This window comes from Psychrobacter sp. AOP22-C1-C5 (genome assembly GCF_052378885.1).
Taxonomy (GTDB): Bacteria; Pseudomonadota; Gammaproteobacteria; order Pseudomonadales; family Moraxellaceae; genus Psychrobacter.
In genome coordinates this window covers 20,148-36,421 of record NZ_JBQSYC010000005.1, presented here as the reverse complement: position 1 = coordinate 36,421, position 16,274 = coordinate 20,148, and the positions used below count along the sequence as shown (strand labels likewise).

Here is a 16,274-nt window from a genome sequence, read left to right as displayed (position 1 = left end):
ATGGGATATAAATCGAACAATCGACGCTTATCACTACTATGGCGTACTGCGCTATTATTAACGCTCTGCGTGCTGTTTGCCCAAGCTTTTTTATACACATGGATACAGCGTTCGGTCAACGATCATTTTGAGCAAATGGATTCAGAGATTTTAACTCATGCGGCGTTTAATTTGCGCCAGCACATGACCGATAACACGTTTGACGACCAGCGCCCTACCCGCTCCTCCAACCCACCTAGCTATCAGTCACCATCATTAGAAAATTTTAGATTGGGTTACGAGGTCAAAACCGTCATCACCGACTATTCTGGACAAGTCATTGACAGTCAGCCCAGGGACTTTGTTAATAACTTCAATGACATTCAATGGATAAAGAAATTGTGGCAGCAGTATCGTGACCAACCATTTGACTTGCAGCTCAATAACCGCCATTTCCGCGCTATCATCATAGAGCACTCTAATCGCTTAGCATTAATTGCACTACCGATTGATGTACATCATCAATACCTTGCACAATTTAATCGTAATCTCATTCTGATCCTTATTGCGATTACTTTTATACTGGTATCGGTTGCCGCTTTTAGCGTGTATGTAGGGTTTGCCCCTTTGTCTACCATTAGTCATAAGATGACGCGTATTAACGCTGAACAGTTAGACGATAGAATCGTCGTTGCTGAGATGCCGAGTGAGTTGCGACCTTTAGCGGATGCTTATAATGCCATGATGGATAAACTTGAGCGTAACTTTGATGCCTTATCGCGATTTTCAGATGACATCGCTCATGAGCTGCGCACACCACTGGCCACTCTGAACACACAAACTCAAGTCATGCTTAGCAAGCCTAGAGACAGTCAAGAATATGTCGAACAGCTGCATCATCAACACGACACACTCGAACAGCTCTCCGCCTTGATCAATAACATGCTATTACTCGCCAAAACTCAAAAAGGTCTTTATAGCTCACAACTTAATCTTGTCGATACTGAGTCGCTGATGACAAAGCTTATTGATTATTATGAAATAATAGCCGAAGATCGTGGTATTTCTTTTGAGAAAAAAGGTAGCTTTGGTGCCTTATTAGGCGATGAGAGCTTACTACAAAGACTGTTTGCCAATCTAATCTCCAATGCTGTCTATTATGCAGCGAGTAATAGCGTTATCACTATTGCAGCAACTGATGTTGCTGACAGCACAGTAAAAAATAACACGCATGCTCTTGCAGACATTACGCAACCGCCTTCATTAATGATAACCATTACTAATCGCTTGAACGAGCCACTCACTCAAACGGAAGCCGACAAACTGTTTGAGCGATTTTATCGTTATGACAAAACCAATCATCAGCACTCGGGCACTGGTCTAGGATTGTCCATCGTACAGGCTATCGCAAATGCCCATCATGGTACAGTCAGCATTACCATCAAAGATGAGTGTTATTTTCAAGTGGAGACAGTGTTATAACGAGTACAGTTTTTTCTTTAACAAAACTTTGGTCATTTATATATTGGTCATAAACGCCATATAAGCTCTGGTTTCGCTAAAATGAATATGATTCCATTCATAGGTGTTGATGTACATTACTACGTTAGATAGCAGAATCATTAAAGTAAACTTTACATGAGGGTCGATCTGCTTTTGATTTGTATATTCATCGGTCAGCCCCTAGCCTCTAGCCCCTACCAACGAGGAGTTAATTGCATAGCTTGACGGCAAAAGACAAAATGCCTCTAGGGTTACTAATAAGCTCTTCAAAATGATTTCAAACGACTGATGGTAAAAAACTTCTTGCAAATAAGATACTATCGAAGTATCTTATAACTTATGTCAAATACAAACACCCAATTCTCAATTGCCGTCCATATCCTCACGGGGTTCGCTAAATTCGGAAAGTTGAATTCTAACGAGCTCGCAGTAAGTGTAAACGCGAACCCGATTTTTATTAAGCGGATTTTAGCGAAACTTTCTAGTTCTGGACTTGTTAGTACCTCATCAGGAAGAAATGGCGGAAGTACACTAGCACGTAAAGCAGAAGATATTTCTCTGTATGATGTGTACATGGCTGTGGAAGCGCCTAGTACATTTGCCGTGCATGGTTATCCAAAGAACCATTCGTGCGAGATCAGCACCAACATTCAAGGCGCAATGAATGAAGTTCTTGAAGAGGTACAAAGCGATTTAAAAGCAAAGTTAAGCTCTATATCAATTCATGATATGGGAAAAAAAGTGGCAAAGAAAAAATAGGCTTTTTTTTGCCTTATTTGGATACTATTTAAGTATCTTATTAGGAGAAAGTATGTCAAAGTTAAATGGTAAAATTGCGCTGGTAACGGGTGGTAACTCTGGAATAGGGTTTGCTATCGCAAAACAATTCATTCAAGAAGGCGCATCGGTTATTATTACAGCTCGAAGGAAGTCGCAGCTCGATCAGGCAGCGAAGGAGTTGGGTGAAAAGGCAACCGCATTCGTAGCAGATGTCTCTAAACCTGAAGAACTAAGTAGCTTGTATGAGATGATTCAGGATAAATTTGGTAGATTAGACATCATTGCTGCTAATGCAGGAACGGGGGAATTTCAACCACTTGGTGAAATAACGGAAGAGAGTTACTACAAAACATTCGATACCAATGTAAAAGGGGTGATTTTTACGGTTCAAAAAGCACTCCCAATACTCTCGTCTTCAGCATCTATCATCATTACCGGTTCCACAGTGTCTGTGAGTGGAACACCTGCATTTAGTGTTTACAGTGCCAGCAAAAGTGCGGTAAGAAATCTTGTCCGAAGCTGGGTCATTGATCTTAAAGGAAAAGGTATACGCATAAATGTTTTAAGCCCTGGCGTAACAGAAACACCAGGACTTCTTGGTCTTGCTGAGCATGGGAAAGAAGAAGCGCTCTTAGCATCATTCGAATCTCAAATTCCTCTTGGACGAGCTGCTAAGCCAAAAGAGATGGCTACTGTTGCCGTTTTTCTTGCCTCAGAGGATGCAAGTTACGTCAATGGAATAGAGCTATTTGTTGATGGTGGGATGGTTCAAATCTAAAAGTACAAATATTCAGCGGCGGCCTACTTTTATCTTACGTTAAACTAAAGAGTAAGTAGGCCGTTTTAGATATGAGAAAATGGATCATGTAATAAAAGTTTTAGGTTGAGCAAGTATATGTATTTAGCAAAACGAAACTGAGCAAGCGGTTAGCAACTGTAAAGCTCTAGATAACGGTCAGGCTACAATCTCTGCGTAATTTCGGTTTACATCGAAGTTTAAATTGAACACTACTCACGTACTTTTTGAAAATGGACCAGAATAAACCAGTTGAATTTTGCTTATTTACAATAGAAAATCTAAGCGTATATTTATTTAGCATTCACGACAGCCTACAACATTGCTTAAGACAAAATCTACAGACACAAAAAAACCCCAAACAAAGTTATGTTTGAGGCGAAACTTGCTTAAACTCGTAAGTTTAAATTCGTTTTAAATATGGCGCAGCGGACGGGACTCGAACCCGCGACCCCCGGCGTGACAGGCCGGTATTCTAACCAACTGAACTACCGCTGCTTAGGTCGTTTTAGCTTGTTTTACCACCTAGCTAAATGAGTGGTGGGTGATGACGGATTCGAACCGCCGACATTCTGCGTGTAAGGCAGACGCTCTACCAACTGAGCTAATCACCCTGAGAACCGTTAAAAAATTGCAGTGCAATTTTAGGTTCGCAAGAGAATTTTCCTTAAAGGGAAAATTCTAGAAACTTCACACCTTCAATTGGTTTGAAAAGTTTCCTTAAAATCTAGCCAATTAAGATTGTCACCTCTTAATCAACTTTCACAGAAGCTAACTTAACTAAGTCCCCTTGCTGTGGGTGTGTATTATATAGATTTACGTATGGCTGTCAAACGATATTTGGCACTTTTTGAAATATTTTACGTATTTTTAATGATAACGCTGGCAAGCACCTGTTTTTATTGGTTTTATATTTTATACAAAACCAATAATTTTTTGCCTTATACCTTACTTACTGGCCAATGCTTGTTCAATATCAGCTTTAAGAGCTTCAGGCTTGGTGGTTGGCGCATAACGATCGATGACCTGCCCACTACTACCAACTAAGAATTTGGTAAAATTCCACTTAATACCGTCTGTCAACAAGCCACTTTTTTGATCTTTAAGCCATTCAAAGATGGGATGGGCATTTTCTCCATTAACGTCAACCTTTGCCATCATAGGGAAGCTGACACCATAGTTTTTTTGACAAAAGGCACCGATCTCATCGTTAGTACCGGGATCTTGACTACCAAACTGATTACAAGGAAAACCAATGACGACCAGCCTTTGATCCTTATACTGCTGATACAGAGCTTCTAGACCTTCAAACTGCGGTGTAAACCCACACTTACTCGCAGTATTGACGATTAGCAGTACCTTATCTTTATAATCAGAAAACGCTTGTGACGTACCATCCATGCGTTCAGCGGTAAAATCATAAATAGTGTTCATCGTTTATCCTTGAATTTATTAAATTTTTATTATTGTTTAACCAGAGGTGTTAATTGCTGAATAATTGAATATACAGTGACCATAATAAAAAAGGAAGCGTCACGCGCTTCCTTTTTACACTTCAATGTCACGTCACTATTTAGTCACATCTGAAACTATTTCTCAGATTTATCCAAATCAATAGAGACCGAATTGATGCAATAACGCATGCCGGTCGTCTCACGTGGGCCATCAGGGAAAACATGCCCCAAATGCGCACCACAGTTACTACAGGTAACTTCTATTCGAGTCATACCTAATGAGTTATCGACGTGCTCATCAATAGCACTGTTATCGATTCCTTGATCGAAACTTGGCCAACCGCAACTGGCATCGAACTTGCTACTAGAGTCAAACAAGCTAGCACCGCAGCCTTTACAGCGGTAAATACCTTCATCGTTGGCATCATTATAAACACCAGTAAATGGTCGCTCCGTGCCCTTCTCACGCATCACATGATACTCTTCAGCACTTAAACGCTCTTTCCAGTCTGCTTCAGTAAGTTGGCTAATTTCTTCTTTAGTAAGTTGGTTGTCTTGCATGACTTATCCTTATTTGAGTATGTATTATCAAAGCTGCAATGTTTAAGTTGCTATCAAAATCTATCGTTATGTTATTGGAAAACGATGTGTTGTATCTGTTGGTTATTTGCTCACTATTCAAGTCGCCTTTCAAAAGAGTAATGCCAGTACCCATAAATATTCCTCCTTTTGAAGCAATAAAAATCGGCAACCAACACAGAATTGTATTAAAACCTTGACGAAAAACCTTTTGAATAAGCGATTTAAACAGTATAAGCAAAGCTACTGTTATAAAAATGCAAGTTATTCTTGCAATATAATACTTATTTAAAAAACCTTGTCTATGATCTTGAATTTTTTTGGTCTATGCAATAATATCTTGCATTAGCATACAATTACTCTTAAAGATGTTCAGTATTTTTTTTGAATTCACTAAAAAACAATTCCCATTAAATAATCGATTAAAAAGGCGTAAATAATGATAGTCGATGACAAAATCACAAGCACGCAAGCTGAACGGCTGGTACAGTTGCGCCGTGCTAAAGGGTTCACTGCCGAGCAATTGGCTCGAGCAATGACAGCAGCGGGTGCAAAAGTCAGTCGCGGCGCAATCTCTAATTGGGAGCGTGGAACGAATGGTATTGTCTCATCTAAGTTACCTACGCTAGCGCGTATATTAGGTTGTAGCGAAGGTTATTTATTGCGCGGAGAATATCAAAATGAAGTCAACGACAGTACAACTTTGATAAATAACACATCGCAGAAGAACGAAAACTCAACTGGCGCTGCCATAGCATCTATACCGCCTAATGCTGAAAACAAGACTCAAGTAAAGCCATCGCTTTTAAGCTCTGATACTCAACAACATCCAAAAAACAACCCGATGAGTGGTCAATCTATGAATACGATAAAAAAATCCGATAAATTACAAAACGTTTGCTATGATATTCGAGGCCCTCTATTACAGACTGCCAATAGAATGGAGGCCGAAGGCAAGCGCATCTTAAAACTTAACGTAGGTAATCCCGCTCCTTTTGGGCTGGAAGCACCTCATGAGATTTTGCGAGATGTGGCCATGAATTTATCTGAAGCGACGGGCTACTCAGACTCTCAAGGTATTTTTTCAGCGCGCAAAGCTGTATTACAATATTACCAATCAAAAGGATTGCTGTCGGCCGTCGATGTTCGTGATGTTTATCTGGGTAACGGCGTGTCAGAGTTGATCGTGATGACCATGCAAGCCTTGATGAATGATGGCGATGAGGTGCTGATTCCGATGCCAGACTATCCACTTTGGACAGCCGCCGCCAATCTATCAGGCGGCACAGCGGTGCATTATCGCTGTAATGAGGAAGACAACTGGCATCCTGATATCGAAGACATCAAATCCAAAATCACCCCAAAAACTAAAGGCATCGTGGTGATTAACCCCAATAATCCAACAGGCGCTCTTTATAGTGATGACTTACTAAAACAAATCATCGCTGTGGCTAAAGAACATGACTTAATCATCATGGCTGATGAGATTTACGATCGCATTCTTTATGATGATACGGTACACACACCGATGAGTACCTTAACCGATGATGTACTGGTTCTGTCCTACAATGGCTTATCAAAATCTCATCGCATTGCTGGATTTCGCGCAGGCTGGATGATGGTATCAGGTCGCAAGCAACACGCCGCTGACTTCATTGAAGGTTTAGATATGCTGGCATCTATGCGCTTGTGCTCCAACGTTCAAGGTCAGTATGCGATCCAAACGGCGATGGGCGGCTATCAAAGCATGAAAGATCTAACTTCACAAACTGGTCGTCTATACAAACAGCGCGAAATGGCAGTGTCGCGCCTCAATGCCATTAAAGGCATTTCTTGCACTATGCCCCAAGGTGCGTTTTATTGCTTCCCCAAGATGGATCCAGAGGTTTATCCAATCGAAGACGATATGGATTTTATGATGGATTTGCTTACTGAGGAAAACGTCTTGATGGTGCAAGGCACAGGGTTCAATTGGGACAAGCCGGATCACTTCCGCTTGGTATTCTTGCCAAATCTATATGAGCTAGAGGATGCAATGGATCGACTAGATCGCTTTTTTGCCAAAAAACGCCAACAATTTGGTACGGAGTAAATACGAATTTCATATAAAAAAGCGCTTATTGGCATGATGCCGATAAGCGCTTTTTGTTGGTATTTACTTAATCAGTTTTATTTAACTCGTAAAGTCTAGATCACTGATGATACTTACTTTAGAAAATACTTCGCAATAAAATATAACTAATAGCAGACATAATAGCCGCTGCCGGAAGCGTAATGATCCATGCCAAACCAATTGGCTTCATAAGCGCCCAATTGGTATCTCTATTGACGATACCGATGCCAAGTACTGCGCCAACCAGCGTGTGCGTACTTGAGACTGGCAGACCCATCGTTGACGCACCCATCACAACAGCAGCTGCCGCCAATTCAGCTGAGAAGCCAGAAGCAGGATGCATTTTTGCCAAATTCGTGCCGACAGTTTGAATCACTTCTTTACCGATAAACCAAAGACCGACGATCAGCGCCACACCAAATGTCAGCATCACAGCAGGCGGTACAGCCGCTTCTGTAGAAATGCTATTGGTACGAATCACGTCCATAATCGCGGCAAAAGGACCGACAGCGTTGGCTATATCGTTTGAACCGTGACTAAAGGCAAAAGCAGATGCGGTAAAGACCTGCATCCAGCTAAACATAATAAATGTGGCTTTGGTTAAGTCTTCTTTATGCTTACCGCGAATACTCTTGGTGTAGATAAAGGTAGCTAACCATACCAGCGCCGCTATCATTCCCATGATTAAAAAGCCTTGTAACGTCGTCATGCCACCATTAACGTTTTTAAGGCCTTTAAATACAACTAAGGACGTCATGACCGCACCGCCCGCTGCCGCAATAATAGGCACCCACTGCTTGAGCGCTTTTAGGGTGTCAAGACTGCTACGCTCGTTCTCAATTTCGTAAAGCTGTTTGTAGTAGTCGGTTTCTAAATCTTCAACAATACAATCATCATCTTTATAGATTTCTTGATCACGCAGCATCGCTGACGTATAAGCCAGCTGCTCTGACTCTGTCAAACCATCCAGAAACTCTTTATGGTTTTGCTTTAGGGTCTTTTTATGCCCCTTTAAAACAGCAATGTGCGCTTCTGTTTTATCATTATATTCAATGATTTGCTTTTTGATTTGCCCATATAATAGGTAGGAAAACACGCCACCCAGTAATGGAGACAACACCCAAGAGATTGCGATAGTTCCGACCGTACCCCAATCTACGGTTGATAATGCCATTTCAGTACCACCTAAGGTGATACCCAATACAATGGAGCTACCGATAACACCGCCGATAATGGCATGAGTGGTCGAAACAGGTAGACCTTTTTTGGTGGCGAATAGCAGCCAAAATGCGGCAGCGATAAGCGCTGACAGCATGACATAAATAAACTGGTTGGGGGTTACAGACAACCCATCCAAATCCACAATGCCACTTCGAATGGTGTCCGTTACTTCGCCACCTGCGAGAACGGCACCAGACACCTCAAAAATCGCCGCTATACCCAGCGCTTGCGGGATAGTCAATGTCCCTGCACCTACTGAGGTACCAAAAGAATTAGCGACATCGTTACCGCCGATATTGAATGCCATAAAGACACCGAAAGCGGTTGCCACAATAAAGAGCGTCGTCTGTTGACGCATCGTGTAATCTAGACCCCACCACAAAAAGTAGGCGGTCATCGCAATCAGTAAAATGGCAAAAAATAGATTTATTCTCATAGAGCCGACTGATTTGGTTGGCTCTGTAGAACTGCTGCTAATACCCATACGTTGATACGTCCTGCGTAAGCTGATTGAAATTATATGCGGTTGATAACATTGCGCTGCTATCGATAACGTTTGTTTTGAGACAAGACATTAAAGTAGCGTGTATAAAACACACAACGTGCTTTTGAATAACGGACTTTCTTGCTACTGTTTTGATCCACTACCCTAGCGTCTTTATTTACTCTTTGACGGTCGGTTCACTTGTTAATGTTCTTTTAAAGCAAAAGAACCAGCTAAGGTAAAAACACATCACTCAACATGTCACAAAGCCGCAAGTCATATTGCCAAATCTTTTGATTACAGCATCTTGCGGCTTAAATACTTTTTAGTGACACTACTATAGTGATATTGCTAATACGAATAACTGGTGCTGTAGCAATCTTAGTCAAAATCATGAAACTGTCCATGGTAGACGACAAGGATACTCGATTTGATAAAATCATTTGGTGCCTAACAGAAGCCATAACGCGCCTATTATATTAAATATAAGCGCATAATGCATGATGATATTACAAGATTTGTAACTGCCATGAGAAGGCAAAGATAATCCCGTTATTTAACAACCACTGAGGCTCTCTTTGCCTACACTATTTGAGCTTGAATTGCCTATATATGACGCTTTATAGACAGGGATAAAGCTACAACCATTAAGTAAGGTCTCAGCTTTCATACACTGCTGACAGTTGCTTAATTGCATGATCCAAAACATCCAAACGCGCTTGACGCTTGTCGTTGGTGGCTATGACGCACCAAGGAGCACCTTCTGTGTCAGTACGTGCCAGCATATCAGCGGCAGATTGCACATAGTCTGACCATTTATCACGGTTTCGCCAGTCATCATCTGTTAGTTTAAACTGTTTGTGAGGTGTCTCTTTACGAGCTTCAAACCGTTTGAGCTGCTCTTTTTTATCGATCGCTAACCAATATTTGATAACTACTGTTCCAACTGCTCTCAAATCTGCCTCAAAGCGATTGATTTCATCATACGCACGTTGCCATTCTTCATCAGTTGCAAACCCTTCAATACGCTCAACCAACACGCGACCATACCAAGTACGATCAAAAATAGCTATGCGACTAATACGGTCGGTTTGCTCATTCGGCAATCTCGTCCAAAAACGCCAAAGATAAGGGTGCTCTGCTTCATAAAGCATGGGTGCACCAATATTATAAATTTGATACTCACGTGGATCGAGCGGTGCGACCAATCTTTTTATGGCACCGCCTTTACCAGCAGCATCCATTCCTTCAAACGCAAAAACAATATGATGACCGTTACGAGCGCGTAGCAATTCGGCGAGACGCGCCTGTTTTGCTGCTAATGCTGTTTGATAGTCTGATTTATCTATCTCTGAATCATCAATATTTTTTAAAAACTTGGGTATTTTTACGGGTTCAAACTTTTCTGTTATATTTTCTTGCTTAGGCTGTTTATCGGAGACTGATTGATTTTTAGTCGCCTTGCCAGTACTTGTTTTACTACTCGATAGCGCCGTTTGCATCGCATGTAGTACTTCATGACAAAAATGGTTGGCTGCTTGCGCTTTATCCTTACCATCTATGATGATCCAATCATCTTGCTGTCGTAGCAAAGTCGCTGCTACCTCATTGAATGTCTCAATGACTTTTTTATTATTCCAGTCAACTTGATACAAAAACTTTGGCTCAGTCTCAGCATCCTCTAGCCGCGTTTGTAACGTTTCGATATCGACGTGAAACCAGCACTTAAGGAGTCTTGTATTATTGGCGACAAGATCTTTTTCAAACGCTTGCAATTTAATAAGTTGTTGCTGCAAGTAAGCTTGCCATGTCGCAATAGGAAGCATATCTGCGGTGTCGTGCTCACTATCTTTTGAGGATTGATCAGTGCTTTCATTCTCTGACATTGCCATACGCATAGCATTATAGAGTAAATCAGAATACCAGTTACCAAAATATACCATCACGTCGCCATGACGCGGCATCATCTTAGTATGTGTTTGCCAAATCGGTTGATACTCTGGTGGACAATCCCCAATGGTGGCTTCAACCTTGAGTAGCCTTGGATCTACCCACTCACGCAGCTGTTTTACCGCTGTCCCTTTGCCTGCCTGCTCCATACCATTGACCAAAACCAATAGTCCTGTGGGTTTATTAGTGGTCTTCGGTGTTTCTCGCCGCGTGGCTCGCAGCGCATATTGGGCAGTAACCAACGCCAATCTAAGAGCATCCTTATCCATAGAAAACTGGTTTAGAGGATTGGGTTTTAAGCGTTGCTGCACCACTTCCTCGCTAAATTGCGCACTTACTGCTTGCGGTGCTACTGGTTCAGTCGTATTGTTTTTTTTACTCATAGCTAAAATCTCCAATGATTGAAAGCACGTCAGCTTTATCATAGCATTCGACCAATTCAGTAAATAACGCTCCTATGTAACAGTTTGACATTTGTATTCTGCTTTATTTTCTTTTAAGGTGAACACACTTTTAGATGCCCGCTTTTCTATAAGTCGCTCTTTTTGCTTGAAAAGCCATCATCTTGATCATTTCACATCCGTTTTTTTGATCCTCTTTTACTACTATCTAGGTTTACTCTCATGGCCGCTTTAGCCAATTTACAACAGCATTTGACACGTTTTTGGGCCTTGCCCTATCACCAAGACTCAGCTCTAAACACGAAACTCGACGAGGTGCAAGATTGGCAACGCAGACGCCTTCAAAACACACATCACGCACTTTTTGAGCAGCCACAGAACCAACTGATGGCAGAGTATTTTTTAACCCAATTGTATGGCGGCGACGAGTTCAAATTGTTGGCCAAACAGTTAGAACGTATTGTACCCAAAGCACAAAAAGTGGAACGTTTTGCGCCAGCGGCTGCCTTAGAAACGGGTAGCATGGCGATACAGGCAGCTATTTTAGCAATTGAATTGGATTTGCATTTAGCAGAGTGGCTGTTGACTCAAAATTTGCCAGTTAACGAAGACAATATGCTGGCGGCCTACCGTGCTGTTGATGAAGCTGATACCAGACGTGTACAGATCGGTCATTTAAAAGAGGTTTGCTATCGCACTGATAAATACATTAATTCTTTTATGCTGCAAAAAGCCTTTACCTTGGCTAAAGGCACCGCTTATCGTTATAATTACCAACCTTTGTATGAATTTATCAACGCTGGATTTGTCGCCATGCGACCGTTAGACAGTGTTGGGGGGTTTATTGAACCGTTTTGCGAGCGTGAGCTTGAAATTATTGACCAAGTTCATGACACGGATAATGGCAGTAAGCCAGTGGCGTTTGGTGTATCATAGGATTTATAAATGGTATTCATGATGTGCTTAGTCAACGTCTACCTTATACTTATTAAACAGACAATCATAAAACTGAACAATAGGACAATGCGATGACCGACACTACCAATAACAATGAGCCGCTCAATCAGACACCTACTACCAACGGTCATTTACAAGATAAATTGGTCAAAGATAGCATCACTCATAATCAAAACATCAGTGCGCAAGTACAAGCACGTTCGACCCAGACTCCTAACGTTATTACGTCAGAAGCCATGACTAAAAATACTGCTAAAAATATTGACGCCAATGATTTTACGCGCGTTCAAGATCTACCAACTGGGACGCCTCAGGGCCAACAAACCACTATGCCAAATAACAGTACAAGTAATCAAAGTGCAAATCATAATAATGTAGATAGCAGCACTAACAATGACGCTGCACAAGCGAATGCACAGACTATCAAGCAAACCATTTTTAATCAGCGCGATGACATTAATAACCCGCATACGCCTGATACTGACGGTCATGAAGAAACGCATTTTGGTTATAAAACAGTCAACAAAGCAGAAAAACAAGCGCGCGTGGCTGACGTCTTTACCTCAGTCGCCAAAAAATACGACATCATGAATGACTTGATGTCTTTTGGTATACATCGTCTGTGGAAGCGCTATGCAATCAGCCTATCAGGTGTACGTTCTGGCCAGCATGTACTCGATATCGCTGGCGGTACGGGCGACTTGGCCAAAGTCTTTAGCCGTGAAGTTGGTCGAAATGGGCACGTTGTATTGTCAGATATTAATGCGGCGATGCTAGAAGTGGGCCGTGAACGCCTAATCAATGCGGGCTGCAACAATGTAGATTTCGTCTTGGCAAATGCTGAAACATTGGCACCTTTTGATGATGAAAGCTTTGACTTGGTTACTATCAGCTTTGGTCTACGCAACGTCACCGACAAAGATGCTGCCTTAAAAGCCATGTACCGCGTGTTAAAACCAGGTGGTCGCTTATTGATTTTAGAATTCTCAAAGCCAGTATTTGAGCCTTTATCTAAAGCTTACGACTTATATTCTTTTACTGCGTTACCAATCATGGGTAAGATCATTGCCAATGATGCTGAGAGTTATCAATATTTGGCTGAATCGATTCGTATGCACCCTGACCAGCAGACACTCAAGCAGATGATGCAACAAGCAGGGTTTGAAAATTGTGATTATCACAATCTTACCGCTGGTATCGTCGCTGTGCATCGCGGCTTTAAAGCGTAACGATTAAAAGTGTAATGACGAAAACAAGACTGGTGATACAGTCGTTGCCACTGACCCTATAAACTTTGCGCTTTCATAAAGGCGCGTGAATACAGATGCGAGAGCCTTATGCTGACTGTTTTACTCTTGGCTGGTGCCGAAAAGCTGATTAATTTTGCTATTGCGAGTGACGAAATTACCAAAGCTGGGCTGGCACCGCTCGCGGGCAAAGTGCTACGACTGCATATGGTTGTGCCTGAGATTGACTTAGACATACTATTTACTCATGAGCGTTTGCGTTTTGAGCCTGTGACTACAGACAGCGTGTTTGAGACAAGTGGTCATGTGGATGAGCGGCAAAAGGCCAGTATGGAGCGCTCGCGAATTGGTCATAGTCGCCCCGATTGCGTCATTACTGTAGACAATCCCGCCCAACTGCTCAACCTTATGCGCGGTACAGAAGGCAACTTACCAATCGAAGGTGACTATAAAGTGGTCATGCAGCTTAAACAATTGGTGGCAGGCTTCGATCCAGATATCGCAGGCCAGCTTGAGCCATTGATTGGTAAGCCGATGGCAAGCCAGTTGCATCTACTCATATCGCAGCTTAAAGGCAGCTGGCGCCATAGTGCCAAACGTGCCTTTGATGACGTGAGTGATTGGGCCAATGATGTGGCAGGTAATAGCGCGGCTGATCCTATGGAAATGGCAGAAGTCAATGATCTCAAGCAACAACTGTTAAAGCTGCGTGCCGATATCGAACGTGAAGAAGCCAGACTTGCTGCTATCAAAAATGAGCAGGCTCAATTAATCAACAATCGATAGTCGCTGTTATTAAAGCCTTATTTAATAAGCATTGCTCAGTACTATTTTTGACCATCTTTAGAGTACCTATACCTCATGCTACTATCTCATCGTGCCCGTTTATTTGAGCTTTGGCGTATTGCCGCAACTTACCGCATTGATACGCACTTCTCAGTCGAGGAGGCACCGCAACTGCAACCTGTGATGCGCCTAATTCGTTTGCACCCGGCAGCGTGGGGTAAAAAACATCAACCGAACGCCATTAAGTATGCGCTTGAAGACATGGGCACGCTCTTTTTAAAGCTGGGACAGCTGCTTTCTACGCGTCGTGATCTGGTGCCGCCTGAAATTATCGAACAGCTGGTTCAATTACAAGACAAGGTCAAACCTTTTGACTCCAATGTCGTCATCGCGCAAATACAAGATCCCAAGCATGGCCTTGGTCAAAGTATCGGTACGTTATTTGCACGCTTTGATGTTAAGCCTTTGGCAGCCGCTTCTATTGCTCAAGTACATACTGCTGCTCTGCATGATGGTCGTGAAGTGGTTATAAAGGTGGTGCGTCCCGATATTCGTACGACCATCGTGGCTGACTTTGAGTTATTGCGTGAGCTGGCCAATTGGGCATCCGCTCGTATTGAAGCGGCGCGTGCCATACGTATCATCGATATTGTCGAAGACTATCGTCAAGTCATGTTAAATGAGCTAGATTTGACCCTTGAAGCGGACAATACCACGCAAATGCGCAATAACTTCTTAGGCTCAGCATTGATGTATGTGCCTGAAGTCTATGATGCTGCCAAAAACGTTATGGTCATGGAACGTATTCAGGGCGTTCCTATTTCACAAGTGCATGTGTTTGATAAGCTTGGTTATGATCGTGCCGCCTTAGCAGAAAAAGGCTTAACAATCTTTTTTACTCAAGTCTTTCGTGATAACTTTTTTCACGCTGACATGCATCCAGGCAATGTCTTTGTGGAGACACCGCCTATAAAGTCGTTGAATGCTGATATGGCGGCAGTGGACTTAGGTCATGAGCCACGTTATATCGGTCTTGACTGTGCCATTATGGGTACGCTATCCAAAGATGACCAACTTATTGTTGCACGTATGCTATTGGCTGTAATGAATAATAACTTCACGGCGATGGTTGATATCGTGAGCCGTGCTGGGTGGATACCACCAAATACCGATAAGCATGCTTTGATGCGTGATATGAAACGCACGGTCGGCCCAATGCTACAAAAATCTATTAATGACATCGATTTTGCAGGTGTCTTGATGCAGATTTTGGACATTGCGCGTCGTCATCATATGAGCATTCCACCGCAGTTAATGCTATTGCTTAAAACCTTGGTTCACGTCGAGGGTCTTGGTCGCGACTTGTATCCTGATCTCGATATTTGGTCACTGGCCAAACCCATATTGAGCAGCTGGATTAAAGAGCAACTCGACCCTATGCGTAATTTGCAGCAGTTACGAGCGCAGTTACCAGAAATTTTATTGTCAACAACCGATATTCCTAAACTGCTTGATCAAGGACTACAAAGCCTTGCCTCACAAGGCTCGCGACAAGACAGTCAACTGCGGGAAATACAACAAATACGTGCTGACATGCTCAATGATCGTCGCCGTGATTGGCTCGCGCTTTCAGGGTTTGCTGTGTTCATTGCGATTGGAACACAAGTTGGATGGTTTGCCCCTATCTTTTATTTATTGGCGCTTGTCGTAGTCGTTTGGCGTATTTTGGCTTAGCTTTTGAGAGCTTTAATAGTAACAACATACGTTAATCTTCGTAAATCTTGCAGAGCTATCCAGTAAGCTTTGACTGTCTTTCAATGTTAAACATGATATAAAGTAAGTCAGAGCTCAGATGTCTGTTGTTTTTTGTCTATAGTCGATCCATTTTAAAAAGAGTACGGTTTTACTGGGATGAATTTTACGAAACATCTGTCACGCCCTCGAACAGCCAGTGAGGAAAAGTTATAGCAGTAGAACGTGATCACTGTATGTACCACTTTTATTCTGGGTTAACTATACTCGGC

At 42.3% G+C, this 16,274-nt stretch carries 12 protein-coding genes and 2 tRNA genes; 8 read left to right on the top strand and 6 right to left on the bottom strand.

The annotated features are described in order from the left end of the window. The 3 genes from ACT3TH_RS08415 to ACT3TH_RS08405 all read left to right on the top strand — a co-directional run bounded on the left by ACT3TH_RS08415 (nucleotide 1) and on the right by ACT3TH_RS08405 (nucleotide 3,040). Complete coding sequence (locus tag ACT3TH_RS08415) at nucleotides 1-1,461, top strand: ATP-binding protein (RefSeq protein ID WP_444755398.1); 1,461 nt, start codon at nucleotides 1-3, stop codon at nucleotides 1,459-1,461. Nucleotides 1,462-1,821: 360 nt separating this feature from the next. Continuing rightward, nucleotides 1,822-2,241: an Rrf2 family transcriptional regulator gene (locus tag ACT3TH_RS08410; RefSeq protein WP_444755397.1), complete on the top strand. Its 420-nt coding sequence runs from the start codon at nucleotides 1,822-1,824 to the stop codon at nucleotides 2,239-2,241. Between the two features lie 52 nt (nucleotides 2,242-2,293). Further along, nucleotides 2,294-3,040 carry an SDR family NAD(P)-dependent oxidoreductase gene (locus ACT3TH_RS08405; RefSeq protein WP_444755396.1) on the top strand — a complete coding sequence of 249 codons (747 nt, stop codon included), beginning with the start codon at nucleotides 2,294-2,296 and terminating at the stop codon, nucleotides 3,038-3,040. Between the two features lie 439 nt (nucleotides 3,041-3,479). On the opposite strand, the gene ACT3TH_RS08400 is transcribed toward ACT3TH_RS08405, so the two are convergent. The 4 genes from ACT3TH_RS08400 to msrB all read right to left on the bottom strand — a co-directional run bounded on the left by ACT3TH_RS08400 (nucleotide 3,480) and on the right by msrB (nucleotide 5,073). Further along, a tRNA-Asp gene (locus ACT3TH_RS08400) sits at nucleotides 3,480-3,556 on the bottom strand. A 40-nt stretch (nucleotides 3,557-3,596) separates the two neighbouring features. Beyond that, a tRNA-Val gene (locus ACT3TH_RS08395) sits at nucleotides 3,597-3,672 on the bottom strand. Nucleotides 3,673-4,006: 334 nt separating this feature from the next. Continuing rightward, nucleotides 4,007-4,492, bottom strand: a complete 486-nt coding sequence (locus ACT3TH_RS08390; protein ID WP_444755395.1) for a glutathione peroxidase — start codon at nucleotides 4,490-4,492, stop codon at nucleotides 4,007-4,009. A gap of 155 nt (nucleotides 4,493-4,647) precedes the next feature. Continuing rightward, nucleotides 4,648-5,073, bottom strand: coding sequence for a peptide-methionine (R)-S-oxide reductase MsrB (gene msrB, locus ACT3TH_RS08385; protein ID WP_444755394.1), 426 nt, complete (start codon nucleotides 5,071-5,073; stop codon nucleotides 4,648-4,650). A 457-nt stretch (nucleotides 5,074-5,530) separates the two neighbouring features. Here msrB and ACT3TH_RS08380 point away from each other — a divergent pair, with 457 nt between their 5' ends. Next, entirely contained in the window at nucleotides 5,531-7,183 is a 1,653-nt protein-coding gene (locus ACT3TH_RS08380) for an aminotransferase class I/II-fold pyridoxal phosphate-dependent enzyme (RefSeq protein ID WP_444755393.1), read from the top strand. Between the two features lie 118 nt (nucleotides 7,184-7,301). Here ACT3TH_RS08380 and ACT3TH_RS08375 read toward each other — a convergent pair whose 3' ends face one another. After that, the gene (locus tag ACT3TH_RS08375) at nucleotides 7,302-8,909 is read right to left on the bottom strand and encodes an inorganic phosphate transporter (RefSeq protein WP_444755392.1); all 1,608 of its coding nucleotides are present in this window, start codon (nucleotides 8,907-8,909) and stop codon (nucleotides 7,302-7,304) included. A 659-nt stretch (nucleotides 8,910-9,568) separates the two neighbouring features. Then, nucleotides 9,569-11,242 (bottom strand): ATPase, encoded by a 1,674-nt coding sequence (locus ACT3TH_RS08370; RefSeq protein WP_444755391.1) that lies wholly within the window; start codon nucleotides 11,240-11,242, stop codon nucleotides 9,569-9,571. A 240-nt stretch (nucleotides 11,243-11,482) separates the two neighbouring features. Here ACT3TH_RS08370 and ACT3TH_RS08365 point away from each other — a divergent pair, with 240 nt between their 5' ends. The 4 genes from ACT3TH_RS08365 (at nucleotide 11,483) to ACT3TH_RS08350 (ending at nucleotide 15,984) form a co-directional block, all read left to right on the top strand. Further along, nucleotides 11,483-12,196: an FFLEELY motif protein gene (locus ACT3TH_RS08365; protein ID WP_444755390.1), complete on the top strand. Its 714-nt coding sequence runs from the start codon at nucleotides 11,483-11,485 to the stop codon at nucleotides 12,194-12,196. A gap of 257 nt (nucleotides 12,197-12,453) precedes the next feature. Then, on the top strand, nucleotides 12,454-13,446 hold the full coding sequence (gene ubiE / locus ACT3TH_RS08360; RefSeq protein ID WP_444755581.1) for a bifunctional demethylmenaquinone methyltransferase/2-methoxy-6-polyprenyl-1,4-benzoquinol methylase UbiE: 993 nt from the start codon (nucleotides 12,454-12,456) through the stop codon (nucleotides 13,444-13,446). A gap of 108 nt (nucleotides 13,447-13,554) precedes the next feature. Then, nucleotides 13,555-14,250 (top strand): ubiquinone biosynthesis accessory factor UbiJ, encoded by a 696-nt coding sequence (locus tag ACT3TH_RS08355; protein ID WP_444755389.1) that lies wholly within the window; start codon nucleotides 13,555-13,557, stop codon nucleotides 14,248-14,250. Nucleotides 14,251-14,325: 75 nt separating this feature from the next. Further along, nucleotides 14,326-15,984: an ABC1 kinase family protein gene (locus tag ACT3TH_RS08350; protein ID WP_444755388.1), complete on the top strand. Its 1,659-nt coding sequence runs from the start codon at nucleotides 14,326-14,328 to the stop codon at nucleotides 15,982-15,984. The last annotated feature ends 290 nt before the right edge of the window (nucleotides 15,985-16,274 follow it).